23 protein-coding genes and 1 pseudogene are annotated in these 26,731 nt (G+C 41.6%); 18 read left to right on the top strand and 6 right to left on the bottom strand.

The features are described 5' to 3' along the window. Window positions 1-85 precede the first annotated feature (85 nt). From KSMBR1_RS04870 to KSMBR1_RS23180, 4 genes are all read left to right on the top strand, one after another. Window positions 86-1,135 (top strand): hemolysin family protein, encoded by a 1,050-nt coding sequence (locus tag KSMBR1_RS04870; RefSeq protein WP_099324315.1) that lies wholly within the window; start codon window positions 86-88, stop codon window positions 1,133-1,135. 185 nt (window positions 1,136-1,320) lie between these two features. Continuing rightward, on the top strand, window positions 1,321-2,085 hold the full coding sequence (locus KSMBR1_RS04865) for an MBL fold metallo-hydrolase (protein WP_197705346.1): 765 nt from the start codon (window positions 1,321-1,323) through the stop codon (window positions 2,083-2,085). A 1,301-nt stretch (window positions 2,086-3,386) separates the two neighbouring features. Beyond that, window positions 3,387-3,638 carry an antitoxin family protein gene (locus KSMBR1_RS04860; RefSeq protein WP_099324314.1) on the top strand — a complete coding sequence of 84 codons (252 nt, stop codon included), beginning with the start codon at window positions 3,387-3,389 and terminating at the stop codon, window positions 3,636-3,638. Then, the gene (locus KSMBR1_RS23180; protein WP_099324313.1) at window positions 3,613-3,810 is read left to right on the top strand and encodes a PIN domain-containing protein; all 198 of its coding nucleotides are present in this window, start codon (window positions 3,613-3,615) and stop codon (window positions 3,808-3,810) included. The genes KSMBR1_RS04860 and KSMBR1_RS23180 overlap by 26 nt, the downstream gene beginning before the upstream one ends. A gap of 616 nt (window positions 3,811-4,426) precedes the next feature. On the opposite strand, the gene KSMBR1_RS04850 is transcribed toward KSMBR1_RS23180, so the two are convergent. From KSMBR1_RS04850 to KSMBR1_RS04835, 4 genes are all read right to left on the bottom strand, one after another. Then, complete coding sequence (locus KSMBR1_RS04850; protein WP_099326979.1) at window positions 4,427-6,082, bottom strand: IS1634 family transposase; 1,656 nt, start codon at window positions 6,080-6,082, stop codon at window positions 4,427-4,429. Window positions 6,083-6,638: 556 nt separating this feature from the next. Then, window positions 6,639-6,965 (bottom strand): lipid-A-disaccharide synthase N-terminal domain-containing protein, encoded by a 327-nt coding sequence (locus tag KSMBR1_RS04845; protein WP_099324312.1) that lies wholly within the window; start codon window positions 6,963-6,965, stop codon window positions 6,639-6,641. Beyond that, window positions 6,962-7,666 (bottom strand): glycosyltransferase family 2 protein, encoded by a 705-nt coding sequence (locus KSMBR1_RS04840; protein ID WP_099324311.1) that lies wholly within the window; start codon window positions 7,664-7,666, stop codon window positions 6,962-6,964. Before KSMBR1_RS04840 ends, KSMBR1_RS04845 begins: the two co-directional genes overlap by 4 nt. Further along, on the bottom strand, window positions 7,663-9,414 hold the full coding sequence (locus KSMBR1_RS04835) for an ArnT family glycosyltransferase (protein ID WP_099324310.1): 1,752 nt from the start codon (window positions 9,412-9,414) through the stop codon (window positions 7,663-7,665). Before KSMBR1_RS04835 ends, KSMBR1_RS04840 begins: the two co-directional genes overlap by 4 nt. A gap of 812 nt (window positions 9,415-10,226) precedes the next feature. Here KSMBR1_RS04835 and KSMBR1_RS04830 point away from each other — a divergent pair. Next, a complete protein-coding gene (locus KSMBR1_RS04830; protein WP_099324309.1) occupies window positions 10,227-11,402 on the top strand; it encodes an FprA family A-type flavoprotein in 1,176 nt (391 codons plus the stop codon). Window positions 11,403-11,587: 185 nt separating this feature from the next. Beyond that, window positions 11,588-13,357 (top strand): menaquinone biosynthesis decarboxylase, encoded by a 1,770-nt coding sequence (locus KSMBR1_RS04825; protein ID WP_099324308.1) that lies wholly within the window; start codon window positions 11,588-11,590, stop codon window positions 13,355-13,357. A 12-nt stretch (window positions 13,358-13,369) separates the two neighbouring features. On the opposite strand, the gene KSMBR1_RS04820 is transcribed toward KSMBR1_RS04825, so the two are convergent. Both KSMBR1_RS04820 and KSMBR1_RS04815 read right to left on the bottom strand, forming a co-directional pair. Beyond that, on the bottom strand, window positions 13,370-14,116 hold the full coding sequence (locus tag KSMBR1_RS04820) for a polyprenol monophosphomannose synthase (RefSeq protein ID WP_099324307.1): 747 nt from the start codon (window positions 14,114-14,116) through the stop codon (window positions 13,370-13,372). A gap of 61 nt (window positions 14,117-14,177) precedes the next feature. Next, window positions 14,178-15,368: a M20 family metallopeptidase gene (locus KSMBR1_RS04815; RefSeq protein WP_099324306.1), complete on the bottom strand. Its 1,191-nt coding sequence runs from the start codon at window positions 15,366-15,368 to the stop codon at window positions 14,178-14,180. Between the two features lie 370 nt (window positions 15,369-15,738). Here KSMBR1_RS04815 and ftsH point away from each other — a divergent pair, with 370 nt between their 5' ends. The 12 genes and pseudogenes from ftsH to KSMBR1_RS04755 all read left to right on the top strand — a co-directional run bounded on the left by ftsH (window position 15,739) and on the right by KSMBR1_RS04755 (window position 26,333). Then, window positions 15,739-17,616 (top strand): ATP-dependent zinc metalloprotease FtsH, encoded by a 1,878-nt coding sequence (gene ftsH / locus KSMBR1_RS04810; RefSeq protein ID WP_099324305.1) that lies wholly within the window; start codon window positions 15,739-15,741, stop codon window positions 17,614-17,616. Window positions 17,617-17,751: 135 nt separating this feature from the next. Next, window positions 17,752-18,249 carry a CBS domain-containing protein gene (locus KSMBR1_RS04805; RefSeq protein WP_230405760.1) on the top strand — a complete coding sequence of 166 codons (498 nt, stop codon included), beginning with the start codon at window positions 17,752-17,754 and terminating at the stop codon, window positions 18,247-18,249. A 576-nt stretch (window positions 18,250-18,825) separates the two neighbouring features. Continuing rightward, window positions 18,826-19,041, top strand: a complete 216-nt coding sequence (locus KSMBR1_RS04800) for a hypothetical protein (protein ID WP_099324304.1) — start codon at window positions 18,826-18,828, stop codon at window positions 19,039-19,041. After that, entirely contained in the window at window positions 19,034-20,080 is a 1,047-nt protein-coding gene (locus KSMBR1_RS04795) for a DUF3326 domain-containing protein (protein WP_099324303.1), read from the top strand. Before KSMBR1_RS04800 ends, KSMBR1_RS04795 begins: the two co-directional genes overlap by 8 nt. A gap of 341 nt (window positions 20,081-20,421) precedes the next feature. Continuing rightward, window positions 20,422-22,752, top strand: coding sequence for a translocation/assembly module TamB domain-containing protein (locus KSMBR1_RS04790; protein ID WP_099324302.1), 2,331 nt, complete (start codon window positions 20,422-20,424; stop codon window positions 22,750-22,752). Between the two features lie 232 nt (window positions 22,753-22,984). Next, window positions 22,985-23,149, top strand: a complete 165-nt coding sequence (locus KSMBR1_RS22655; RefSeq protein WP_157820393.1) for a CoA-binding protein — start codon at window positions 22,985-22,987, stop codon at window positions 23,147-23,149. 40 nt (window positions 23,150-23,189) lie between these two features. Beyond that, window positions 23,190-23,510, top strand: a complete 321-nt coding sequence (locus KSMBR1_RS22650) for a CoA-binding protein (protein ID WP_099324300.1) — start codon at window positions 23,190-23,192, stop codon at window positions 23,508-23,510. Between the two features lie 28 nt (window positions 23,511-23,538). After that, the gene (locus tag KSMBR1_RS21835) at window positions 23,539-23,805 is read left to right on the top strand and encodes a hypothetical protein (RefSeq protein WP_099324299.1); all 267 of its coding nucleotides are present in this window, start codon (window positions 23,539-23,541) and stop codon (window positions 23,803-23,805) included. Between the two features lie 40 nt (window positions 23,806-23,845). Further along, on the top strand, window positions 23,846-24,484 hold the full coding sequence (locus KSMBR1_RS21830) for a hypothetical protein (protein WP_157820392.1): 639 nt from the start codon (window positions 23,846-23,848) through the stop codon (window positions 24,482-24,484). Next, window positions 24,405-25,051, top strand: a pseudogene (locus KSMBR1_RS23175) (acetate--CoA ligase family protein). Before KSMBR1_RS21830 ends, KSMBR1_RS23175 begins: the two are co-directional and overlap by 80 nt. Before the next feature lie 152 nt (window positions 25,052-25,203). Beyond that, on the top strand, window positions 25,204-25,752 hold the full coding sequence (locus tag KSMBR1_RS04760; protein ID WP_099324296.1) for an AAA family ATPase: 549 nt from the start codon (window positions 25,204-25,206) through the stop codon (window positions 25,750-25,752). A 125-nt stretch (window positions 25,753-25,877) separates the two neighbouring features. Then, entirely contained in the window at window positions 25,878-26,333 is a 456-nt protein-coding gene (locus KSMBR1_RS04755; protein WP_157820391.1) for a DRTGG domain-containing protein, read from the top strand. Window positions 26,334-26,731 lie beyond the last annotated feature (398 nt).

The raw sequence follows: 26,731 nt of genomic DNA, 5'->3' as shown, positions 1-26,731 counted from the left end.
CCATCGTACCGTTCGTGAACCACAAAACATACCAAAAGAGTTTTTTAGAAGCAAATACCATTTAACCCATACATGAAGATACGTTATGGATTGGATTATAATAGCAATAATGCTTTTGTTTAATAGTTTGTTTTCGTGTGTAGAAATGGCATTTGCATCCACCAACGTGCCGCTCATGCGCAGTATGGCGTCCAGGGGGAATAGCGCGGCAAAAATTTTCCTGCACTTAAAAAGCAGGCCGGAAAGGACATTCGCCGCTATTCAGGTAGGCATCACCCTTGTTGGCATACTATCTGCTGCTGTGGGTGGTGCGGAAGTCGAAAAAACGATACTCCCGTTTCTTCAAAAATTACTTAATGTTTCGGAAACAACCGCAAAAATTCTAGGCATTGCCCTCTTTGTTATTCCATTTACCTTTTTTTCCGTTGTTATTGGCGAATTGGTGCCAAAAGCAATTGCAATCCGTTACCCCGAAGAGGTGTCTTTAGTATCGGGACGTTTCCTGAGAATAATGATAAAGGTTGCCATGCCCGTTATTCATACCCTGGAAGAATCGACGATAAAACTCTTATCGCTGTTTGGTATTCGTACAACGGTTTCTGATAAAACCGTGACCCCCGAACTTTCCCTGGAATCATTGCCTCCGTTTCACAAAGACTACATTTTAAACCTATTTGCCTTGAGATTTAAAAAGGTTTCTGAAATAATGCTTCCATTTTCCAAAGCAGTAACCATACCCGTATCAATGAACAAAGAAGACATACTGAAGGTGGTAATTGCCTGCGGCCATACAAGGATTCCTGTTATTTCGGAAGAAGGAGAGTTAAAGGTTTTTGGCATTTTGCACACGAAAGAGTTCATTGCAATGATGGATACAAAAAGCCCTTTTTCATTGTCAAACCTGGTCCGTGAGCCTTATTTTGTAGAGGTAAATGACCCCATTTTGAAGATATTAAAAAATCTTCAGACATATCACCTCCAAATGGCAATAGTTTGTAAAAATTTAAAACCCGTTGGAATCGTAACCATGGAGGATATTCTGGAAGAGATTTTGGGTGAAATTTATGATGAAGACGATGACGGGATAGTAAAAAAAATATGGAGTCAACGTGTTGGCATGCGAAGGCACAAATAACGTAACAATTTAGTACCTTATTAGTAATTTCATTGCATTTTTGACAAAATATTAATTGTTGCTTCTGTGGTCGGCAATCGGCAGTCCTCAACCTGCGATTTTCCGACTGTAGACTACCGACTGCTGCAGCATAATAGAAAATTTCAAGTCCCTTAAATGTATTCATATCCTTTGAAAGGGTACAAATGATGGAAGTAATATTCCTGGGCACGGGAACATCGCACGGCGTACCGATGATTGCATGCAACTGCAAGGTGTGTACCTCCGATAATCCAAAGAATAAAAGGATGCGCACGTCAGTTCTTGTTTGTGAAAATGGCTGCGACATCCTTATCGACGCCACGCCGGAAATGAGGCTTCAATGTATAAAGAACAACGTTACCAGGCTGGATGCCGTCCTCATAACCCATATCCATGCAGACCATATTTTCGGGCTGGACGATCTCCGGCGGTTCAATATTGTACAGCGTAAAGACATCCCTATTTATGGCACACCAGATACCCTTGAGGGCATAAAAAGAATTTTCGCCTATGCGTTTGATATCCGGGCAAAAAACGATGGCTATGTACCCCGCTTTTCTCTTAACGCCATTGATGGCAATGTAAAAATAGGCGGTTTTTCCATTGTGCCGATTGACGCTATTCATGGGAATGGCCTCGTTACGGGCTATCGGTTCGAAAGATTCGCTTATATAACGGATGTGAGTGAAATACCCGATCACTCATTGGCAAAATTAATGAATCTCGACGTCCTTGTCCTGGGCGCACTCCGCTACACGCCTCACGCAAAGCATTTCAATATAGACCAGGCGCTGGATATTGTCTCTAAAGTCAGGCCCCAAAAGACCTATTTTACCCACATATGCCATGATATAGAGCATGAGTCAACAAATAGCAGGCTTCCTGAAAACGTGGAACTCGCTTATGATGGATTGCGTATAAAATTGTAATTACAATTCACGAGCTGCCTGTAATAATGCCCCCACCGTTTCCCCCTCCTGAACTTCAGACACTCATTTCCGCTCGATAAGGTGCGATAGTATGCCCCTTCAAATTCTATGCATCGCTTTGTCGTGTCATGGCAAATAAAGTAGCAAAATGCATTTTATTGTCTATAAATTAAGCATTAATCAAGGGGGGTACCTTATTTACTTCCCAGCCTAACTCCAAGTGGATTAAGGTTTGCAAACCATGAGTTTGTGTGGATAATGGAGCCATGTATTGCAATAAAATTCCAGTGCCCAAATCACAAAATTTGCAACATTTTAGTCTTTTGAAAAATTTCCGTGATAGAAAAAATACCATGCAGCCCTGTTAGGGGCGGTCTGTTTGTAGTAGCGCAATAAAATTCAATAGGGTAAATAGCTCCGTAGGAGCGGCCTGTCCGTATTCAGGTAGGCCTGTTTATATGGATTTACAAGAGACAGGTCGCTCCTAATTGTAGAGACAGGTTTCAAACCTGTCTCTAAGATCTGTTATAATATCCTATTTTGCGACAAACAGGCTGCTCCTACGGAGCTTATAGGTAGTACATTTTCCAAAAGACTAAAGTGTTACTTTGCTTTGGTCCAGGCTTTGTTGTGAGATCAACCGAACGGTTATAAACCTGCGAATGTAGTTTCCAGTGCCACTGCTGCCACTGCGTTACCAAACAGTCATCATGTTTCATTTGCAACACCCGGAAACGATGAAAATGGTTTTATAACCATATCGTGTTGTAGTATATGTACTCAAGCTGTTTTTTGTAGTCTTACTTTCGAGTCGGAAGCATCTGGCATTTCTGTTTCCGTACCGGTTCAAATGTATAGGGCCATCCAAAAGGTATCAGCTTGTCATTGCGAGGGTCTCTCCGCTTGTCATTGCGAGGGTTTTTTCCGAAGCAATCAGTATACTACGAGATATTTCGTGGCGTAAGAAACGCCATATCGCGGGAGAGGCAAATTAAGGGTGGCTCAAGGGCCAAAAAAATAGAATTAATTAATGAAATGAATGCAGGATGGAAGGATCTCTATGACGGTTTATGAGATTACTTCGGAAAAGACCCTCGCAATGACAGCTGACGCCCTCGCAATGACAAGCATGTGGTTTTGGTATGATGGATAGAGCATCGGATTTCTAATCCGCTTCCACTTGTAATGACAAAATAAGTTATCAGTCATCATGTTTCATTTGCAACACCCAAAAACGATGAAAATGGTTTAATAGCCATATTATATTGCGGTACCAGATTTATTATAAGGGGTAATAAAAAATGTCTAAAACCATCAATGCCATATTTGAAGATGGCGTATTTAAACCCTTAGAACCTGTTTCACTCAATGAGCATGAGCGGGTTAAACTTGATATTAATCTGGATGAACGTTTGTGTAATCAACTGAAAACACTAACTGAAACTATTTATAAAAGAACGGATAAACATTCATCGGAAGAAATAGAAATTGCTATTACAGAAGCTCATAGAGAAGTTGGGAAAATAAATGACTCAAAAAATAGTCCTCATTGATACCAATGTATGGGTTTCTGCTTTTATTAACAGAAAAGGCTATCCTGCCAAAATTATGGAAAAATTCCTCTGCCTGGAATTTGACATGGTCATATCAACACTATCTCCTCAAAGAATTGTAAGACGTTCTCAGACGTTCCAGGATAAAAAATCTCTCCAAAATAACCGATGACGAAATCGATATGTTTATTGAAATACTGGCAGGCGCAGGTCTCAGGGTATATTTGACAGATGATACAAATCTCTGCAGGGACAAAAAAGGACAATATGGTTCCGGAGGCTGCCATAACGAATAAAAGGCAGAATCGATTATCTTGTCACTCGCGACGATGATGTCAAAATAGATTTAGACTTAATAGACGAGATGAAAAAACATGGAATCATAATACTAACGGTCTCTAAATTTCTTAAAATAATTTCTCAATAGCATATTACAATATTATTTAAACAAATTCATTATCGTTTGCGGTGAAATATTGGCCTGGTCGTTTAATGACTTTAGAGCATTCAACGCTCCTATATTTGTATTAATTCTTGTCATTTAAACTTTACCTTTAAATTATTCAGTAATCATCCTGCTAAAAATTTCCACCATTATTCGAATCAATATTCATGCCAAATACGCCACAAAATATTCTTTATATTTCAAAGAAGTGTTAACCTTATATATATTATGAGGTTATAACTGGAATGATAATTGAAATGGCGGGGCATGGCAGGGAATTTATTGGTCTTTAACGGATGTTCACCCCAAGTCAAAAAACAAAAGTGCCGTAAAAGCCTTATATTTATTGACTTTTACGCCGAACAGCAAGCTTTTTTCTAGTGACTACCCGTATGTTCCGGCTTGGCAATACTTCTGGCAACTTTATCTGTAATGCCTCTAATAATTCATGTGATTGTTGCCGCGGACGCGGGATCTTCTGGCAACTAGCTTTTTGGCCTTTGATTGTTACTTCCATCGAACAAATGGTCGTCAATTGTGCGAGACCTTCCTCTACCGTCAAGTCAAAATTCTTCCACGCTCTGCGCAGCCTTCGAATTATCATGTACGCAAGCATTACCACAAACACATGTCCCCGTGTACTATCCTCCTTTCTTACATACACCGGACGAACCTCCAAATTCACCGTCTTACAGTCCCGAAACGCCTTCTCCACTTCCGTTAAATCCTTGTATCGTTCATGTACCAGATTGGTATCCGCCTCGTTCTCCTCAAGATCAGTCTTGATTGCGTAACAACCATCAAGGTATGATGCCTCCTTTAATGCTTCCTCATCTCTCTCTATCTTTAGCGTCCTATCCTCTTCTTTTATCTGCACCCACCCATCAAGTTTCAATCTCGTTAGCCTTTCCCTTGTTGTTTCCAGTGCCTTCGATACTGACGACTTAGGATGTTCCTTCAGATAACTGTTCTTCTTCGCGATGTATTTCTCTATACTCTGTAATTTTGATACACGGGTCTTTGACATCTCTTCCGCCCTTACCGGATTGCGCCTCAGAATATATCGAACCTCATCATCCTTTATCTCGCAGAGCTTTTCTTCGAACAATCCTAATTGCAGTATCCCTTTATTTATCAACGACTCTATCTGCGGCTTGGTTATCGCCGTTATGTAATGAAACCCTTCCGGTAAACTTTCGATTTGCACCGTCTTGATCATCCCACGATCTCCTACAATCGTTACATCTTTGCATCCAAACCGCTCTAATACCTTCTTTACCTGAGATTCAAAGGTCTTCGGATCCTGGGTGTTGCCCCTAAATACTTCTGTTGATACCGGCTCCCCGGATTCATCACAAAGCATACCGATCACTATCTGTTTTTTCCTCTTTTTGCCGTCACGATTATACCCGTACTCACCAAAATGATTCGACTTCCCCTCTAAATAACTGCTCGTCACGTCATACAAAAACAACTTCGGCTTATTGCCTCCTCGTCTTAACTCAAACAGCTTTCGCTCTATCTTTGCCTGATTCTCTGACAACCATGACAAATTATCGTACAGATTGTTCTCGTCAAACCCACGCTTCATATCCAGGACGTCACCCGCAGCATGTATCTGCGCCAGCCTTACTGCAGACAGTCTTGACCCCTGGCCTATTACCCTTGCCATTACTTGCCAAAGCGCCAGCTTTCCTTCAAAGTCCTTTCCCAATGCCTCTTCTATCCCTAATTCCTTTGCCACTTGGTACACGCTCCACGCTGCTCCCACAGACAAACCCTCATGGAGTTTCACCGATTCTGACAATGCGCCCAATGCACAGAGATCGTCTTTATGTGCGAGTGCAAGTCTTATCGCTTCAATCTCCAGGGGAGTGCAATTCGACAGATTCGCAATGGTGCGTTTCTTGACCTTCCCATCCTCACGGTACGATTCCCGCAGAAGGGTAGATCGATAGATTTTTTTACCGGATTTTGACTTGTTCTCTACAATATGCATGTCCACCATTGTACAGATAACAACCATTATCCGTCAAGTATATTGTCGTATAATAACAATATATTAGTGACTACATATTTATTAAAAATACAGCCTTAACAAACTATGTATTAAGCACTTATGCGTTTTGGCAGGGGTGAACATCCGCTTTAAGTAAAAGAAATTTTCCTGTTGTGGGGAAATGTTTTCCCTGATTTTCTAAAGTGACCAAATCGTAAAAGTTTGTAACTCTTTGTAGCGCCTTAGTTTTTTGAAAAATCCGGGTGGACATAAAAAACAATGTGGCCCCGTTAGGGGTATGCTGTTTGTGGTACAATAAAATTCGATATCAAAAATGAAGATATAATATTTGGTGTGTTACGCTGAATAGATACTATTTATAGTCAAACAAAATTTATGCCGCTCATTTTTTGGCAAAATATTTAAGTGACACTTCTTCAGTCGGCAAATTGCAAATTGCCGACTGAGGACTGAGGATTGAGGATTGAGGATTGGGGGACTGATGCATCTCTACATTTGTAAATGTTACCTGCATTTTGGTTGTGGCTTTGCTGCGTTAAGGATTTGCCGGATGTTTCTCACGCTGGTCTCCAGCCGCTATTTTCACTATTTTTCTCTTTTTGTAAATCAGCATGATGTTGCGTATGTAAATAATAAGCCCGGTGGATTGTCCCAGAATAAATACGGGGTCATGACGGTAGATAGCGTACATGAGCAACATAGCGCTTCCGCCCATACTCAGATACCAGAATATCTCGGGAATAATGCTCTCGCCGCGCTTTTCAGAAATAATCCACTGGACAAAGAACCTCGATCCAAAAAGAAGCTGGCCGGTAAAACCTATGACAACCCATGTATTTATGTGAGTTGTAAGGAGCGTCATTCTTCCACCTCATAATGAAGCGTCCGCTTTTTCATCCATCGTATAACTAACAGGTCAATAAATGCCCGAAAGGCCCTGTTTGATATCCCATATTTCGATTTCCCGAATTTCCTTGGGTAGTGTTTTACCACTACTTCTATGACGGTGAATCCTTCCATCTTAAACAGGGTAGGCAGAAACCGATGCATGCCGTTAAACAATTTGATGCGATTCAGACATTCCTTCCTGTATGCTTTAAGGGAACATCCTGTATCTTTAATATCTTCCCATGAAAGTTTGTTTCTGATGAAATTTGCCACCGTTGAGGAAATCCGCTTTATCCATGGATCATTTCTCTTTTGCCGCCACCCGCATACCATATCATATGTGTTTAACTTTTCAAGCAATGCAGGAATGTCCGCCGGATCATTTTGCAGGTCGGCATCCATTGAAACGACATATTCTCCCGCAGCAGATTTAAAGCCGGCATCCATGGCCGCCGTTTGGCCCGCATTTCTCCTGAAATGAATGGTGCGGAAGTTTGTATGTACCGCACACCATTCTTTTAGTTTTTTTGCACTACCGTCAGTGCTGCCATCGTTCACAAAGATCACCTCGTAGTTTTGTCCCTGCATGGCAAGGAGGATGGCATGTCCAAGAGGTTCAATATTATCCGCCTCGTTGTATAATGGAATAACAATGGAGATATCAGGTTTTTTCATCTATGATTCCCTTCTTCTTCGATGTCTTGCCATGCCGGGTGTGCTGCCGGGTTTGTCTGGCGCTCTCTTCTGAAAATAAGCGTTACCTTACGCTTTTTTGTACAAATATCCACGGTGTGTAACGTAGTATCCGCCAAATTGTTTTTTATGTCAAGAAAAGTATTTTTTTCAATAATGCAGACCGGCTGCAGGTGTTCTGACGTGTTTAAAAAGGTCTTTAACTCATCAGTATTTTTGATTAGGGAGATATTGGCGTTCAAACTTAGGTTTATAATAGTCCATAACGATTCACCTAATTTATACCCGCGTATATCACAGCCATTCAGGTCTCCCAGTTCTTTTTTTATTACATCGGTCAGTTTTGTACCAAAAGTTACTTCCTTCGAATGAACCGTAAGGCAATGAATGTATATTCCCCATCCTATGATTGCTGCAAACATACACATCGTAAAACTTGCATTGGCGAATCCGGTTTTTCGGCGGAGGGAGAGAAATACCCCTGATAAGACAAGGAGTGTGATAAGGGATGTGAATATTCCAATCCAGGAATACGTAACGAGATAGACAGGTACAGCAACAAGGAGAATTATTCCTGCTCCGGCCATTACAAAAATAATCCACCGCACCGATACCTGTAGCCACAAAAAGTTCATAACCGGCCTTTTCAATGTATTAGCAATGAGGCTTGCTATTATGATCGATAACGCAGGGTAGAGGGGGAGCATATATCTTGTATGCTTTGCCTTCGCTGTGCAGAGAAATACAAAAATGAGTATCGTCCAGCAGAAAGAAAAGGTAATGAAATCGTCTCCTTCCCGCCATTTTTTATAGGCAAAGATCACGGCAAACGGAATAAATAATGACCATGGCAGGAAATCCGTCCAAAGAGTAACTAAATAATAATAAAATGGTTCTCCGTGGTTTATAGGGCTATTTACCCGGGTTAAGAATTCCCTTTTTATTGTGGCGATAAATGGTTCAAATCCTACTTTTAGTATAAATGCAAAATATAATCCGGTCATTGTCAGAAGGAGGATTATACCCCATCGCCATTTCATTCCTTTCATAGCCCGTAAATTTCTTTGAAGGATGAGGAATACCGCAATAGTACCGAAGATAAAAATAATAGCCAGCGGACCTTTTGTTAAGATTGCAAGGAAGGTAAAAAAATGTAAGCCAATATAAAAAACCGGCTTTTGTTTGTATCCAAGATAGAAAGAATATAGGGCAAGCATGATAAAAGTAGTGAAGAGCATGTCGGGTAAGGAAGTTCGTCCATACCAGAAATATCTCTGGGTAGTGGCAAGGATTACACCAGCGATGAAAGCAGTGCGTTTGCTGGAAAATTTTCCGATAAAACAGAATGTTGCAAGAATGCTTGCAATGCCTGCAATAGCACTGGGCAAGCGGGCAGTAAGGGGAGTAACGTGGTGTCCGATAGAAGAAAAAAGAGCAATCAGCCACATGAACATGTGTGGCTTATTCATATAAATTTCGTCATGCTTGTAAAGTATAAGCCAGTTTCCACTTTGTAGCATCTCCAGTGCGATTTCCGCAAACCTACGGGTGTCCCTGACCTCAAAACTTCTACCGCCTAGTTCAAAGAAGAAAAGGAAAATAGTTATACCGGTAAGTATGCTAAACAGGTCGTGTTTTTTAATGAAGGCTCGCAACTGGATTATTCCCATGGGCGGTAGAGCAGAGATGCTGAAAGGGTTCTTTTTTTCTTCATAAATTGCCGGTCTCATCGGCGTTGCTTATCTTTCCCATTTCATAAGAAAGGGATATGTGGTTAACATTGCTTTCGTTGAGCAGGGAGGGCTACGTCTCAGTTTATTTGGTACAAAATATCACATTATTTGAATCTGGAATTTTTTGTTTGTTGTAAACATTACCCCGCCTTTAAAAGGGGGCATTTAATGTGAGAATATCAAATTCATCTATTGTGGGTCTTAGCACAGGGCATGTCAAGATAAATTATATGGCGTCCTACCGGCGCCGAAATTCCGGCAGACGGCGCTCCTGCCCTGCATGGCCAGGAACCCCCGGCTTTTAAGTAACTGTTTAAAATAGATAGCAATAGGAATGCCATGTGCTTTTAGAAATGCAAGAGGAAGATTATATATGCTTTATGTGTTTAATTATGTGTTGTTACAACTTAAAAAACCTTTTGCGCATATATCGCAAGGCTGGGTCCCTGGATACAAAACCGCGTAATATTTACATAGATATTGGTAATTTTTACAAAAATACCGGAGTGTCTGCCCCGGCTTTCGTAATTCGCCCCTACTTTTTAAAAACTAAATTACTGCTAAATTTCTAAACCTGGATTTGTTTGACTATCACAATCAATTTGTAATGTTAACAAGTTAGAACTATGGTTTGAGAATTTTGTATGCCAATATTTATGACAATTATTCATTGACTAATGCTATACTATATCGTACTCCGCATACATTTCAAACCGGCGGAATTGTTACTATGATTGCAACACACATACCCGACCGGAGCCGGGATTTACATTATTCGTTATACCTTTAACCGTTTAGGAGGAATTCGCATGAAACCGATACCACTAAAAGAAGGAATTTATTGGGTTGGAGAAGTTGACTGGGATTTAAGAAATTTCCATGGTTATTCAACCAACCGGGGGTCTACATACAATTCCTATTTGGTAATTGATGAAAAAATAACATTAATTGATGGCGTCAGGCCGTATCTCTTCGACAAAATGATGCAGCGCCTTTCCTCTCTTATTGATCCCGCAAGTATTCAGTATGTTATTGCAAACCACGTCGAAATGGACCATTCCGGCAGTTTACCGCTTATTATGGATATTGCAAAAAATGCCACTATTGTAACCTCCCTTAACGGACAGAAAGGGCTGCTGGCGCATTATAAGGGGAACGACTGGAATATGAAGGTGGTGCAAACGGATGAGGAAGTCAATATTGGCAAAAGGACCTTCAGGTTTTTTCTGACCCCAATGGTTCATTGGCCGGATAACATGGCAAGTTATCTGGTTGAGGATAAAATCCTTTTCTCGAATGACGCCTTTGGACAGCATATCGCTTCTCATGAAAGATTTGATGATGAACTTTACCTTGGAGCCGTTATTGAAGAGGCGAAAAAATACTATGCGAATATCGTCCTGCCCTATTCCATGCTAGTGAAAAAAACCATTGAAAAACTTTCTCATATCCCGATTGACATGATTGCTCCAGGTCATGGAATTGTATGGCGCTCACATATAAAAAATATTATAGATGAGTACAATAAATGGGCGGCCAACCAGACAAAGAATAAATGCCTTATTATTTATGATACCATGTGGAAATCCACGGAAAAAATTGCACATGCTTTACAAAACGCCTTCAATCACGGCGGTATTAGTACAAAGATGATTAATCTCCGTTATAATCACCTGTCGGATGTTGTTACGGACGTATTAGACGCAAGATTTATTTGTGTGGGATCTCCTACATTAAACAGTAATTTGCTTCCTACCGTGTCGGCATTTCTCACTTATTTAAAAGGGCTTTCGCCGAAAGACAGGATTGGCCTGGCATTTGGTTCTTATGGATGGGGAGGGCAGTCTGTTAGCCACGTGGAAGACGCACTTAAGGAGTGTGGTTTTGATTTGCTGGAAAGCATAAAAATCCAATACATTCCCGACGAAACGCAACTTCAGGAAATCTATGAAAAAACAAAACAGGAAATTGCAAAGAGAGGATAAATCAGGCCGGGTTTTAAAAGACAAATGCCCCAACGACTTTTTACCCATCCCCGCATGGTAAACCCAGACAGGGTTCCGAACCCTGTCTGGGTTGTGCATCGAATTTTACCATTAAATATTTCGCCAGAAAGCACGCGCTGACGAATGGAAGTGTGCAAAATAAATTACGGATAAGGTACTAATACATGAAAATATATTCGTTACAGGACTTTCTTAAATACTTAGAAAAAAACGGTGAACTGATACGGATCAAAACTGAGGTAGATGCAAAACTTGAAGCCGCCGAAATCTCTATTCGTGCCCTGCAGCAAGGGCTTCCCGCCTTACTCTTTGAAAACATAAAAGATTCCCGGTTTCCCCTTGCAATGAACGTACTTGCAAGCGATAAACGGATAGAACTGGCATTGGGAAAACATCCCGATCAACTGGGTGAAGAACTCATCACATTCATGGAAGACGCAATGCCGCCTAAACCGAAAGTGTTTTTTAAGCATCCTGGAATTACAAAACGTCTCATCAGCACCCTTCCCAAAACAACGTTTTGGACAACATCGCAGGAGGTAATTCAGGGAACGGACCTCAATGGACTTCCCGTAATCACCTGTTGGCCGGAGGATGGAGGCCCGTTTATCACGCTACCACAGGTTTTCACCTACGACCCCCGCAACGGAAAACGGAATGTCGGTATGTATCGCATGCAGGTTTTCGATGGGAAAACAACGGGCATGCACTGGCAGATACAAAAAGGCGGTGGCTTTCATTATTTCCAATCCCAAAAATCAGGGAAACCATTTGAAATCGCCGTAGCATTGGGAACTGACCCCGCCCTCCTGCTGGCAACGGTTGCAGCCCTGCCGGAGGGAATTGACGAGGTAATGTTCAGCGGTTTTTTACGCGGAAGAAGAACACGAATGGCAAAGGGAAAGACTATTTCAATACCTGTTCCCGCTGATGCCGAGTTTATTCTGGAAGGTACTGTCCATCTCACTGAATTGAGGATGGAAGGCCCCTTTGGTGACCATTTCGGGCATTATTCAAACGCTTCTGAATTTCCTGTTTTTCATATTAGCGCCATTACACACCGCAAAAACCCTGTTTATCCCGCAACCGTTGTCGGCAGGCCGCCAATGGAAGATAAATATCTGGGGAACGCAACGCAGCAAGTGCTTGGTCCCCTCATTCGCCTCATCCATCCTGAAATCAAAAACCTCTGGGCATATTACGAAGCGGGATTTCATAATCTGCTGGTAGTGTCCGTTGAAGAACGCTACAGGAAAGAGGCAATGAAAACAGCGCTCTCTATAATGGGCGAGGGACAACTCTCTCTGACGAAGTGTGTTGTAACTGTATCAGAAGAAGTTAACCCGCGTGATTTTCATGCAGTCCTCAGGGCAATCCACGAACATTTTGACCCTGCGTATGATTTTATCATGATTCCAAAGGTTCCGCTGGATACCCTTGATTTCACCAGTTACAAAATGAACCTTGGCAGTAAAATGATTATCGATGCGACAAGGGATGACACTGCAAAAAAACAGGTAGACCGAAAAACATCCCAAAATTTCGAAACGCTGCTAAAAGATATTGACAACAGGATAATCCATTGGAATCTACTGGGAGAGGCACTTCTCGTAGTTTCCGTAAAGGAGAATGGAAGAGAGGTGGTGCGTAATCTCACAAAATCGACGGGAATTACAGGCCCTGCCATTATCGCTGCGGTAAGCACTGACGTCGATATCTGCAATCTTGAACAAACGATCTGGGGCATATTTACCCGATTCGACGCCGAAAGGGATATTGTATTCACGGAAGAAAAACTGGTGGGCATAAGCCCCGTTTTCAGGGGGAAAATGGGCATTGACGCTACATGGAAGACAGGCTACCCCTCACCGCTTGTCATGCCGGATGAGGTTGTTGACCGGGTAAATAAAAATTGGGATGCTTACTGGAAATAATCGATTACGTCTCTATATTTCCAGGCTTTTCCCCGAAGTCTTAAACAACAACCCTTTTTTGTGCAGTCGTTTGAATTTCAAAACCATAAGCAATGTTTTCAATAGTACTTTATAATTCAGTTTTGTTTCACCGTGGATTCGGTCTTCAAATTCTATAGGTATTTCCCTGATGGAAAACCCTTTCACATGAGCTTTGTAGAATACTTCAGATACAATGGAAGGGCCTGTCGAAATCATGGAATCCAACTGAATATCCTCCAAGACCTTTCTCCTGAAACATCGATAACCGGAAGAAACATCGTTTATTTTTAGTCCCAGTAAAATCCTGACATAGACTCCGGCGAGGAATGTTACCAGCCTGCGAACAATCCCTCTGTTTACATCCCTGCCTCCGCTCACAAACCTTGACCCGATTACCAGGTCAGCGTTCTGTATGGCATTAAGCATATCAGGAATATATCTCGGATGGTGTGAAAAATCAGCGTCCATTTCCACTACACACTCTGCCCCGTGATCCAGTGTATATTGAAAGCCGGCAACGCCCGCTGAACCTCTCCCCCTATTTGTTGTTCTCAGGAGCAATTCAACCTCCGGATGCATCGTTGCATATTTTTTCACTTCGCCGGCGGTGCCGTCAGGAGAGTTATCGTCAACCACTACAACATGCAAATCAGGAATCTCCAGATGCAATATTTCCAGAATTAATTTCCCGATGTTTTCTCTTTCGTTATAAGTTGGTATCATTACGTATGTTTTCATGGTCGTATTATAAAAATATTATTGTAACTATTCAGTTGCCTGAACGGGCCTCGATTGTGCTTTACGTCAAAATATCCCATGAAATAAGTGCCATAATCTTTGCGAAATCGATTAATTCCTGAATACTTATCGACTCATTTGCGGCATGGGCCTCGTCATGGTCACCAGGCCCGAACCCCACGGCAGTAATACCCTTTTGTATAAGCTGTTTCGTCACCGTAGAGCCTGATTGCCCCATAGGCTTCGGTTTTGTCCCTAAGATTGCCTCCGTATGTTTTGTAATTATTTCTATAAGCGGGTTATCGACAGGAATGTTTGTAGAGGGCTGGTCAGACGTGATTTTTAATTCAAATCTTGCGGAATGCTGATCTTCGACCTCCTTCATAATGCTCCTTATGTCATTGATAATATCAGTAGGCGAATCTCCCGGCAAATAGCGCAGGTCTATTTGCGCCTTGCAGATGGCAGGCACCGTATTTGCTACCGTTCCGCCATGGATCGATCCCAGATTCATTGTTGGAGGGGAATGCAATGGATGAAAGGCATGTCTGAATTTGTAATGCCTGATTTGGTTTAAGAAGGCGATCATATTCCATACCGCATTTATACCCCTCTCCGGAGTGGAACCGTGTGCCTGCTTGCCAAATGAAGTTATTTCCAGAAACAATGCCCCCTTCTCCGTCACGTCAATCATTTGCATATTATTCGCCACGTCGGGGATAATGGCATAATCGGCATGTATGCCGCATTCATCAAGCAAATACTCCATGCCTAATGCTGAACCCCTTTCTTCGTCGGCAACACCTGCCAGCAAAAACAGGCCTTTTAGCCCGGATTCATTTTCCTTGAGATACTTTGCCACTGCCATCATAGAAGCCATTTGGCCTTTATTGTCAGAAGAACCCCTGCCAAAAATCCTCCCGTTTTTAACATGTGCGCAAAAGGGGTCGCTCTGCCAGCCATCGCCTGCAGGCACAACGTCCAAATGGCATGCTGCCAGCAATGAAGGGCGCTCCCTCGATCTTTCTCTTTCGCCAATATATCCAATAATATTTGTCCTGCTCTTCGTTTTTTCAAATATTTCGTAAGGAATCTTCAGCCGCTTGAAATATTTCTCCACTACCGAAACGGCCAAAATTTCATTGCCCGGAGGATTTTCGGTTTTTGTATTTATTAGTTTACACGCAAAATTTATAATTTCATTTGCTTCATTTTGCATGTATTTTTCAATGTCTTTTACCATATTATTCATTTAAAGTACTCCCTGTATAACAAAAGCCGTTCAAATTCATCTCTTGTCAAAACGAGACGGCAAGATACCACCAGGTAAAAAAAACACTTATTCCTGAATCAGTTTGGTATCTTGAAAAAGGAGAAATAATTACAGATTATATGCAAAAAACATATTAAAATTCAATGTAATTGCTGGTAAACTATAGTGAGATTATTTTGCGAAATATATAAAGACACCAGGTTCATTGTTAGATATTTATTATTCATTACACGGTTAAATTAATCCGTAATTTTAACTTAGCGCTTATGTGTAAAATACCCTCGTTGGGTGAATAATTGCGAAAATTAAATGGTTGACAATATCACATATTCAGATAACATATAGTCTTATGAAAAAAGACCAGAAAACGAAATCTTTTACGCCGTCTCCGCAATGGAAAGTACTCATCATCTTCGCACTGTTTTTTATCGCCATATATATGCTTCAGCGATATTCCATTTCCACCTCAGTGCCTGTTCGTCATACCATTGCTTATAGTCAATTCCTGGAACAACTGGACGCGGGCAATATCTCTTCCGTTACCATAAAAAAATTACACATTGCAGGTCAATTCTATAACGAAGCGCTTATTCCGCTGCACAAAGACCAGGAACCAACTTCCGTAAAAGACTTTAAAACGCAACTGCCCACTTTCCAGGGAGAGGGATTGATAGAAAAACTCAGGAGCAGGCGTGTGGAAATACGCGTCGAATCTTCCGAAGAAGGCTCATTTTTCTGGCAGTTTCTTATTGGCATTCTTCCGTGGGTAATCATCATAGGCGTTTGGATGCTTGTAATGAGAGGTGCAAGGCAGGTGGGAGGCGGAGCGGGGGGACTCTTTACTTTTGGGCAGAGTAAGGCGACTCTTTTTGATGTAAAAAAGCCAAAGGTCACATACTGTGAAGTGGCCGGCATGGATAATGTGAAAAAGGAATTGACAGAGGTGATAGAATTCCTTAAAGATCCTGGCAAATTTGAAAAGATCGGGGCAAAAGTGCCAAAGGGCGTACTGCTTATAGGCCCGCCTGGAACGGGGAAAACACTCCTCGCCAGGGCAACTGCAGGAGAGGCAGGTGTGCCATTTTACAGCATCAGCGCATCGGAATTTATCGAGATGTTTGTAGGTGTGGGGGCAGCACGCGTCAGGGATATGTTTAAAAAGGCAAAAGACGCGCATCCGAGCATTATCTTTATTGACGAAATCGATGCCGTGGGGAGAACCCGCGGAGCAGGGTTTGGGGGTGGACACGACGAACGGGAACAGACATTAAACCAGCTTTTGTCAGAAATGGACGGCTTTGACCCTCACACGGAAGTAATTGTAATGGCCGCTACAAACCGGCCAGACGTGCTTGATCCGGCGCTTCTCAGGCCGGGCAGATTCGACAGGCAGTTGGTAATTGATAAGCCTGGATGGAAGGAACGTAGAAAAATCCTTGAAGTTCACGTCAGAAACAAGAAACTTGCCGATAAGGTTGATCTTGAGAAGATCGCCAGAGGAACCCCGGGTATGACGGGTGCAGACCTCGAAAATCTTGCAAATGAAGCCGCCCTTATCGCTGTGCGTAAAAAGAAAAAAACCATCAACAACGAAGACTTCGATGACGCGAGAGACAAGATACTTATGGGTACTGTCAGGGAAGAAATAATCAACGATTTGGAAAAACGTATTACCGCGTATCATGAGGCAGGGCACACGCTTGTATCAATCAAGCTGCCCGGAACAGATCCCATACATAAAGTAAGCATCGTCCCAAGAGGATTGGCAATGGGGGTAACGCAAATACTACCGGAAGAAGACCGTCACTATTATCCGAAACAATACCTGGTGAACAAACTCACCGTTGCACTTGCCGGACGATGTGCGGAAAAGTTGATTTTTAACGACGTAAGCACCGGCGCACAAAATGATCTCAAAGAGGCTACCGCACTTGCCGAGAAAATGGTTGCGCAATGGGGCATGAGCGACAAAATAGGCCCCCTTAGCCTTGGGCGGGGAGAAGATCATCCATTTTTAGGAAGGGAGCTCGCATTTCAAAAGCGTTACAGCGAGGATATGGCATGGCTTATGGATCAGGAAATACAAAAGATAATACTGGAAGCAGAGGCAAGGGCATCAGAAATTCTAAAAAACAACCAATCCTCTCTTGAAAAACTGGCAGAAGCACTCATTAAAGAAGAAACCCTTGAAAAAGAAGATGTGGAAAAAATACTTAATAATGCATAGCATAGCTACGCACTGCATGGAAAATCCCGACTAATTTTATGGTAATTTAAGACATACATTTTCTTTTACTTACAGTGCAGATGAAAAATATTATTTTTATAAAATCTTATTAAATTTCGAAAGGAGACAACTATTATGGTTACAGACGTTATTATGGCAAAGGATGTTATGAGGAAAACAATCACTGCGGCTAAAAAAGAAACACTTGGAAGATCTTTGGCCGAAAAATTATTGACCGGCAATTTTAGCGGAATGCCTGTCGTAAATAATAATAATGAGGTTGTTGGAATAATAACTGAATTTGATCTTATAAAAGCAATGGATCAGGGAAAAAGTCTGGAACAGGTAACGGCAGAGGATATCATGACCAAAAAGCCTATTTGTGTAGAAGAAGATACTACAATTGAAAAGGTGATTCATATAATGGCAAAGGAAGCGATTATTCGTATTCCCGTTGTCAAAGATATGGTCCCTGTGGGAGTAATCTCGAGGGGAGACGTTTTAAGATGTGTTTATGGTGTACTACGTCCGGAATTTGTCAGGATTAGCACCGAACATGGCAAAATGGAAGTTTTCACAGAATTCAAACAAACTCAATATAAAAGCGAAGACATTATCCATTCAGAGTCGTAGTGAATTTCACCGGTAATTTTCATTTCAATCAAAACGATGTTTTTTACATTGAAATTCCTAAATAGGCATCGTTAGAACCAGACAAGCATGAGATAAAAAATATGAAATACGAAACACGAAATCCGAAACAAATCCTAATGACAAAATGATTTGAAATTCTAAACAAATCCCAAAAAAACAAAATTTGAAATGACCAAAACCATAATAGTTGAGTGGTTTTGAACGTTTGTATTTTGAGTTTCTGTATTGTTTCGAATTTCGATATTCGAATTTAGATGCTTTGGTATATCGACAAAAAATTGTCGATATTTAGGCGCTAAGGCGCTGTAAATAAATTAACGTCTCACTTTGAAGCCTTGATTGCATGTTTCCAGAGCATGAAATTGATCTACTTGATACCTTTATTTATTTACAGTGCCTAAGTGCCTAATGAAGATACGTCAAATGCTTCGCCCCTATGTTTTCAAAAAACGACAGAGTACTTCTATCTCCTGAAAAACAACCCCTTTACTCTTTTTGCCATAGACTACAGACTACTTTTGTTTTTACAAGGCTTTATTGAAGGATAATATACGTATGGTAGTTTCAAAGAGAATAAAAATCCCCAGGAACGGCGTTGACTGCACGCAACTGCTTGAATACCTTCAGGAGCATTTCAATAATACACTAACAGGTGAAGTACTGAGATTTGCCATTGTAGAGGTAATCGGGGAAGACCTGATCGTTGACGCCGCAATTATGGTGAATGATACCGTGACGAAAAGAAAAACCGGCGGGGGTATACATGGCTAACCAGTTTGTTGTGGCGCACATTATCCCTACAGGCGTGGGGGCGGATATTGGCGGATACGTTGGAGATGCCACGCCCGCAACCAACATGATTGCGTCGATTGCCGATAAGGTGATTTCTCATCCGAACGTCGTCAACGGAGTTGTGCTTAACCTTGCGGGAAGAAACGTTCTCTACGTTGAAGGATATTCCCTGGATAGATTTTTCAAGGGTGAAGCGGAACTGAAGGAAGTGGAAAAGAATAAGATCGGGGTTGTGTTAGACAAGGGAATAGAAACAGAGGGATATGATCTGGCGGTAAATACAATCAACGCTTTGAGGACTGTCGGGGGAGTGGAAATAGTCTGCGTGCTTAAAACAAAAAAGGAGACGATGACGCAGGCGGTAAAAACAAAAAGTAATTCTTTCGTGGGAGAAATTGAACACGAACAGACGCTTATTGAGGCTTGCAGGGAAGCAATAAAGCAGGGCGCTCAGGCGCTGGCGATTTCGCTCAATATTAAAATTGATATGAAGGATTTAAAGGCATACTTTGATGGAAAAGGGGCAAATCCCTATGGAGGAGCAGAAGCCGTGGTTTCTCATCTGGTCTCTGCCACGTTTGGGTTGCCCGCAGCGCACGCCCCGTTATTGAGCAAATATGAAATTTACCGGGAAACGCATAGCGGAACGGTTGATCCAAGGGCGGCAGCAGAAGCAATAGGCCCTGCATATCTTGGAAGCGTTTTGCGCGGACTGGACAGGGCGCCCAGACTCGTTACACAGGGTGGGGATGTGAGAGTTAATGATGTCGATGCAATTATTCTTCCCTATACCTGCATGGGCGGTATTCCTGCCCTTGCCGCACAAAAATGGGGGATACCTATAATTGCGGTAAAGGAAAACACGACGGTGATGAAAGCCACTCCGGATATTTTACGAATGAAGAATGTGATCGTTGCAGAAAATTACTGGGAAACAGGCGGTCTCCTTGCTGCAATGAAGGAGGGCATTGACCCCCTGGAGTTAAGAAGACCCGTGAAAAAACTGACTATCGCCTAAGCTGGCATAGCCAGAATCAAATAAGCGAGAAATAAAAAATACGAAATACGAAATACGAAATACGAAACAAATCCGAATAATAAAGCATAAAATTTAAAACAAATCCAAAACATACAACAATTATGAAGCACGAAATGCAAGATACAAAAGAGGCATTTGATTAGAATTTCAAATCATTTTGTCATTAGAATTTGTTTCGTATTTCTGGTTTCGTATTTCGGATTTCACCAGTAAATATTTTGCCAAAAAGTGCAAAGAAATTACTGCGAAGGTAGTAACTGTGGACTGTAGAAAAACTTATTGCGCACCACATACGTCTCTATGAATAACACATCGCTTTCATGAAAAAAATAGTATTTATTATATTTGTTTGCTTTTCGTTAATCATTGCAGGCGCCGGCATTGCCGGATATATTTTCATTAGCAAACTAACTTCGGACGAGGCTATAAAAGGCAGGATATTAGACGCCTTTCAAAATCTTGGCGATATACATATTGAAAGGGCGCACTTTAATTTTGCAGAAGGTATTCTCCTCGAAGATATCTTCCTCTCCGGCAAATCCGGAATAATGCAGAACAAGTTTTTTAAATGCCAGAAGGTAGTAATCGAATATGATCTGAAACGTTTGCTTAAGAAAGAATTCAATGTTGTTAAAATTATTGCTATCAACCCGGAATTAACTGTAGAAAAACCCGCCGGCATTTGGGAACTTTTGGATGGTATAAAAGAAGGTTTTGAAAATGCGAATCTGCCCCTTTTTTCTGATGTATTACACAATGGAATTGAAGCCCGCGGTTTAAAAGTTCACATCAAGGAAAACCCTGAATTACGCAACCCGGAAATTAAACTCTCGGGAATCAATATTTCGTTTATGCCGTTTGCCGGTTCCTTCGAAAATATCACTGCCAGAGGAACCATCGCCGATGAACATATGGGGAATTATTCTTTCTCTATGAAAATGTGCCCGGACATACCAGCCCTGAGCATTACATTAGACGCGCATAATATGACCCTGAACGAAGAATTTCTCTGCCTGTTCCCTTTTTATGGAAAACATATATGGGATGAGTATCAACCGGAGGGAAAGGTCAATTTCTCCTGCATTGCCAGCTTTAACAATAAAAATAACCAGGAGAAAATTGACTATGACGTTACGATTCACCTCAACGCGCTGAATGCAATATATAAAGATTTGTCTCTCCCCGCTTCTAATGTGAACGGTGTCCTGAAGATGAGCAACAATACACTATACATCAGTAATATCACAGCATACATCAAAAACGGTGACTATACGTCACAGGTTGATCTGAAAGGAACCGTCAATCTTTCCGGTAAAGAAAAAATAATTGTGGCAAATGTTCCCAACCTTTTCATAAATAAACATTTTCTTGAAAATATCCCTCGTTTTGGTAAAGAAGTGTGGTCGAAACTCCAACCTACCGGCTTTGCAGACATAACATTTCAATACAGTGAAGGAGAGGATACAAATGGCAACATTTTTTTAGTGGCCGATTGCAAGGATGTTGCTGTCAATTCTCCGGAAATGCCATTTCCCCTGTCGTATATAAATGGCCCCATTAAATTCTGCAATAATATTATTCTATTAAAAAATACCAGTGGTTTTCTTAAATACGACAACCAGCACATCTTTATGGAAATAAATGGCATATATAACATAGAAACTGAAAGGAAAATGTTGAATGTTAACATCCCTAACGTAGTTGTTACAGAAAATTTTTTGAATATATTAAGCGAAAAAACCGCCATTAAGCAAAAGTTATGGGATATCCTTAACCCTCGTGGTAAAGCAAACCTTACGGTTGTTTTCCAGGGATTTAAGGAAGCAGAAAGAAACGATTATACGGTGGAAGTTAACTTAAAAGACTTTGAAATCAGAAACGATACGTATAAATTTGCCTTATGGGGAATTGACGGGAGGTTGGATATCAACAAAGAACAACTTTACAGCAAGCACATCAACGCTAATTGCTGGGGCGGGAACGTAGATGGCTCCATTTCCATTAAAACAAACACTGAGCCTTACAAATATGAAGGCGAATTGACATTTTCAAGAATCGTATTGGAAGAATTCGTAAAAAAATTTAATCTTGAAGGAAAACAGCTTTCAGGTATTCTCGACGGAAGGGTTAAGTACCATGGGTACGGCAGCGACCTGAAGGATTTTTATGCTGAAGGACAAATTAACATCACCAATGGATATCTTTCAGACATTCCTATAATTCTTAACATTTTCAAATTTTTCAATTTAAGACTACCCCAAAAGGAAACCTTTGATACCGCAAAACTCAATTTTTCCGTCAAAGACAATGTTGTTAATATTATCGAGGGCATTATTTCCAGCGATACGGTAGATCTTGTGGGAAAAGGCGACATTGGTCTTAATGGAACACTTGGCGTAACTGTTGTCACAGGTTTTGAGAAGGGCTTCTTTTCTCAACTCCCCTTAATTGGAAATTTATTCGATTTTGTTGTAGGCGGCGTACGAAAACAATTGACTGTTGTGGAGATTAAAGGCACTATCTCTGATCCTGAAATCCACCCGGTTCCATTTAAACCATTTCGGAAATCCATTAAAAACATGTTTGAAGTAATGCCCAATACAGAGAATAGTGCAAATAACACAACAATAAAAAACAGAACTTCTCAATAAGTTGGGGGAAACTACCCCTTGCTTACCTTATTAATGGGGAATACTGTACAGTCGGCAGTCGGCAATCTACAGTCCACAATCTGCAATCTGCAATTTGCAATTTGCCGGCTGTAGACTGTAGAAATTATTTAGAAATTATTATAAAAACCTCAACTTATTTTCATCTTCGTTCCCAAGCCAGCGCTTGAAAACGAGCGTTTTAAATGCTGCATTATTCTATGGGACTATGACTATGACCACACTGAAACATTTTTTTTCTCCTAAAACGGTAGCCGTCATTGGCGCCTCGCGCGAAAAGGGCAAGGTTGGCCACGATATAGTAAAAAATCTGGTACAATACGGGTATCAGGGAACAATATACCCGGTAAACCAAAGGCGGAAGATATTGTTGGTCTAAGAACATATGCAAACTTAAAGATATCAGGGACACCATAGATATGGCGATTATCGTCGTACCCGCCCGATATGTGGTAAAGATTGTAGACGAATGCGCTGAAAAGAAAATCGATTCAATTGTAGTTATCAGCGCCGGTTTTAAAGAAAGCGGCATTGAAGGCGCTATCAGAGAAAAAGAACTTTGCCAGAAAATAACACGCCATGCTATACGGCTGCTGGGGCCGAATTGTCTTGGATTAATAGATACACAATCGTGCCTCAACGCCTCATTTGCCGCCGATATGCCGGAAAGGGGAAATATTGCCTTTTTTTCACAATCCGGCGCTTTGTGTACCGCAATTTTGGATTGGGGCTGTAGTTGAATGTGTGGGATTTTCAAAGTTTGTCAGCATGGGAAACAAAGCAGATATTAACGAAGTAGACCTCATTAACGCAATGTATGAAGATGAAAACACGAAGGTGATTCTCGGTTATCTGGAAGGTGTTAAAAACGGCAAAGATTTTATTGCCACCACCGGAAAAATAACGAAAAAGAAACCTTTAATCGTAGTAAAATCTGGCGGTACTGCCGCCGGGTCCAAAGCGGCTTCTTCCCATACCGGCACATTGGCAGGATCGGAAAGGGCGTTTGATGCGGCATTCAAGCAATCGGAGTGATTCGCGCTAATACGATCGAGCAGCTTTTGATTATGCCAGAATGTTTAGTTTTCAACAATTGCCAAAAGGCGCGCGGGTAGCCCTGATTACCAATGCGGGAGGACCAGGCATTATTGCGACGGATGCAATAGAGCGGTCCGCATTAAAGATGGCTGAATTTTCCAAAGATACCATAGAAATATTGCGCCATTTCCTGCCGCCAATGGCAAATGTATATAATCCCATAGATGTGCTGGGTGACGCAAAATCAGACCGTTACCGGCTTGTTATAGAAAAACGTCATAAAAGATCCGAATGTAGACGCCATTCTTGCAATACTCACTCCTCAGGCAATGACGAAATAGAAAAAACTGCAGAAGCAATCTGTGAAATTGCAGGTTATGCGGACAAAACCATTGCAACTTCCTTTATGGCGCGCAAAAGAATTGAAAGTGCTCTAAAAATCATGTGTCAGAGGAAGTGCCTAATTACCCTTTCCCCGAACGTGCAATCTACGCCATCGAGGCAATGTACAATACACTTTATGGCAAAGCAAACCTGCGCCGGAAACAAAGAATTTTATTGTCAGAAAGGAACGTGTCAGTGCAATTTTTACACAAATGAAACAGAAGGAGGCTGCCTATCTAAGCGAAGAAGACGCCAAACAGGTGATTTCCACCTATGGCTTTACCATTCCTAAAAGCATTATCGCTACCTCTGAGACGGGCGCAGTAAAGGCGGCAGAAGAAATGGGATATCCGGTGGTGATGAAAATTTCATCCCCCGATATACTTCACAAATCGGACATTGGGGGTGTAATTATTGGGGTCAAAAACGAACAGGAGGTAAGAATCTGCTTTAGTGACATCATGCAAAAGCAAGACGCCATATGCCGGAAGCCGATCTAAAAGGCATTATGGTACAGCAGATGATTACCGGCGGCAGGGAACTCGTCCTTGGCGTCTCACATGAACCACAGTTTGGCCATTTGATAATGTTTGGGCTTGGCGGCATTTACGTTGAAGCGCTTAAAGATGTAACCTTCAGAATTGCGCCGGTTGGCATAAACGAAGCGAGAGAGATGATACAGGAAATCCGTGCATTTCCGCTTCTTAAAGGCGTGCGCGGTGAAAAATCCGTTGACATCGATGCAATAGTAGAAAATATACTGCGGCTCTCCCAACTGGTGAAGGATTTCCCGGAAATAATCGAAATGGATATTAATCCGCTGGTGGTGTTCCCCAAGGCGACGGCGCCATTGCAATAGATGTACGTATTGCCGTAAATGCTTCGCGCAGCGAAAAGGGGAAATTGAAAAATTGCGATTATGGTGGATTAGGGCGTTGGTTTTTACGCCGAATCCACCAATAATATTTACAGTGGATTTTCTATCGCTTAACGCATCCTGCATAAACATATTTGTTTGACTATACAATCATTCTTATTTTTCCAACATTTTTATACTTTCAGGTGAGGAGGGTATATGATACCTCTATTTATTGCATCTTTATCGCCCCTTTCCGGGAAAAATCTCATTTGCGCCGGCCTGGTCTCAAGTTGAAAAAAGACGGGTATAACATCGGCTATTTTAAACCTGTCGGATTTTCGCCGGTTTTTGTGGATGATGTGCTTACCGACGAGGATGCCGTTTTCCTCTCCCGGGCGCTTGATGTAAACGAACCGCTACAGTCCATAAGCCCCGTTATATTTACGGAAGATATGTTACAACGCCTGGTGAAAGGCGAAAATCTTAATATTCGCGAAAAAACAATGGAGGCATTTCACATAGCCTCGTCCGGCAAAGACATCATGATTATCAGGGGCATCGGCAGGTTAACCTGCGGCACATGCCTTGGTTTTTCCGAATTGGATTTTATCACCGAAGTAAACGCAAAGGTATATTTGTTGATAAATTCGAATCATACATTGAAATGCTTGACGGCTTCCTCTATGCTTCAAATGTATTGAAAGAGAAACTGCTTGTGTATTTTTAACCTGGTTCCGTCCGCCAAACTGGAATATATGAAAAACACCATCCAGCCTTTTTTAACAAAACATGGCGTGAGTACTCGGGAATTATCCGAAGAGACCCCTTGCTGAGAGCGACTTCAATTCGGGACATTGTGACCGCGCTTAATGGAAAAATCCTTTGTTGCGAAGAAAAAGCCGACGAGCTGATCGAACATTTTGTAATAGGGGCAATGAACCTTGAAAGCGCCATCAAGCACTTCAAAAAGATATCGGACAAGGCGGTTATAACGGGAGGCGACCGCAGTGATATTCATGCCGCTGCCCTTGAAACTTCCACGAAATGCCTAATCCTTACAGGGGACCTCTATCCGAGCTATTCTATTTTAGGCCGCGCTCACGAAGCAAACATACCCGTAATCGTGGTACGCGCCGACACCGCAACTACCATCGAAACATGCGAAAAACTTGCAGACACCACGCAATTAAACAATATGTCTAAAATACAGCATGCATCGGGAATAATAGAGAAAGAAGTTGATTTTGAAACTATTTACAGAAAATTGGGGCTAACGAAATAACTATTCAGGCATACGTGTAAACAAAGAAACCACAGATTTCTTGGCGCGGCCTTTGGCCGCACCAAATTCGAAATACGAATATCTAAATACAAAACAATTTCAAATGACAAAAACTCAATACTCCAAACTTTACGTAGGCATCATTTAATTAATGCCTTACGTTTGTGCAGCTTAAAAACGAGCATAAAAAACAAGAAGTTGATGGATTGTAGTACAGATTAAAAAAGGGGGATTTGGTGAGTCCTCTCTATCAAGAGGAGATTAAGAGGTGTGTTATAAATTACGCTGAATAGTTACAATTTATTTATCATTTGCTCTGCTAACAGGAGGCGGGATTGAAGGTATAAAACGTTTGGTTCTGGTTACAAACCTGAACCTGCAAAGTACAAAGTACGATT

The sequence above is a fragment of the Candidatus Kuenenia stuttgartiensis genome (assembly GCF_900232105.1).
Classification (GTDB): domain Bacteria; phylum Planctomycetota; class Brocadiia; order Brocadiales; family Brocadiaceae; genus Kuenenia; species Kuenenia stuttgartiensis_A.
Note: the sequence above shows the minus strand (reverse complement) of the source record. Positions and strands in the feature narration are given on the sequence as shown.